The organism is Peribacillus sp. P4_C12, from assembly GCF_056402095.1.
This window is the reverse complement of record NZ_JBFUIB010000847.1, coordinates 1-1,225: the sequence shown is the minus strand read 5'-3', so window position 1 is coordinate 1,225 and position 1,225 is coordinate 1. Positions and strand designations below refer to the sequence as shown.

The 1,225-nt window shown below is 41.3% G+C and carries 2 protein-coding genes; one reads left to right on the top strand and one right to left on the bottom strand.

Annotation, left to right across the window (positions count from 1 at the left end; genetic code table 11):
- Positions 1 to 526, top strand: a 526-nt coding sequence (locus AC1DUW_RS29620; protein WP_477644280.1) for a nucleotidyltransferase family protein, incomplete at its 5' end; no start/stop codon positions are given.
- A gap of 77 nt (positions 527 to 603) precedes the next feature.
- Here the strand turns inward: AC1DUW_RS29620 and AC1DUW_RS29615 are convergent.
- Positions 604 to 1,225: YlbL family protein (locus tag AC1DUW_RS29615; RefSeq protein WP_477644279.1), on the bottom strand; the 622-nt coding region annotated here is incomplete at its 5' end.

Sequence of the window (1,225 nt, the reverse complement as noted above, 5' to 3'; positions counted from 1 at the left end):
ATCAACAAGAATCGGCCTTGAGCATTATTTATCGACCTACCGTACCTTACATGACTGGGAAATGTATTGGCCTATGTTGAAATACCGGATTCTATCCTCTTCACTAATGGAGTTGGCAGAAATTTACGAAATCGAAGAAGGCATTGAGCACCGATTTAAGGAAATGGCAAAACAAGCTGCAACCTTTTCAGACTTCATGGCCGCAATGAAGACAAAGCGCTATACCTGGACACGACTCCAGCGGATGTGCGTCCATATTTTCACACATACCTTAAAGGGAAAAATGATACACAATGATCTACCTTCTTATATCAGACTCCTTGGCATGAATGCCCAGGGGCAGGAGTACCTTCGCACCGTCAAGAAAGACTTGCCGGTTCCGCTCATCTCTAAACTATCAGCATATCAAAAGCATGGCATTGAAACGGACTTACGGGCGGCACAGGTATATGCATTGGGCTTACCTGAACCATATCAAGCTTCTTTAATGAAACGAGAATACGAATCACCAATTATTATTAAATAAAGAAAATACCGGTTAACAGTGTTTTTGACGAAATTTAACAAAAAAAAGCGCAAACAGATGAACTGCTTGCGCTTTTTTTATTCTTCTTTTTCCTTTAATTTCGTTAGATAATCCAACGCATCTTCAAAATTGTCAACCGGGACAATTTTCATTTTTGTTTCAATGTCCTTTGCTACAACCAATGCGTCTTCATAATTCGAGCCAGCTGCTCCGTTTTCATTTGGCGCAAAGAAAATTTCCGCTCCGGATTTATCGGCAGCGACAATTTTCTGTTGAATCCCTCCTATTGGGCCGACTATTCCATCATCTGACATCGTTCCTGTCCCCGCAATATCGTAGCCTTTTGTGAGATCTCCCTCTGTTAATTGATTATAAATTTCCAAAGAAAACATCAATCCAGCTGAAGGACCACCTATTTGTTCAGAATCTATGGCGATGGCAGGTTTCGTTGTGACCCTTCGATTATCATCGAGAGAAATGCCTATCCCAACCCTACTTGGATCATCTTTAAAAGACTGCAACGAGAGATGAGCTGTTTTCTCTGTCTCTTCCCTCTTATACACTAATTCAACTTCGTCTCCAGCCTTTTTCCCATTAATGTAATCCATGAATTCCTCTGCGGACTTAAATTTCACATTATCCACCTGAATGATTTGATCGCCCGCCTTCAGTTCTTTTGCAGCTGGCATTCCTTTTAGC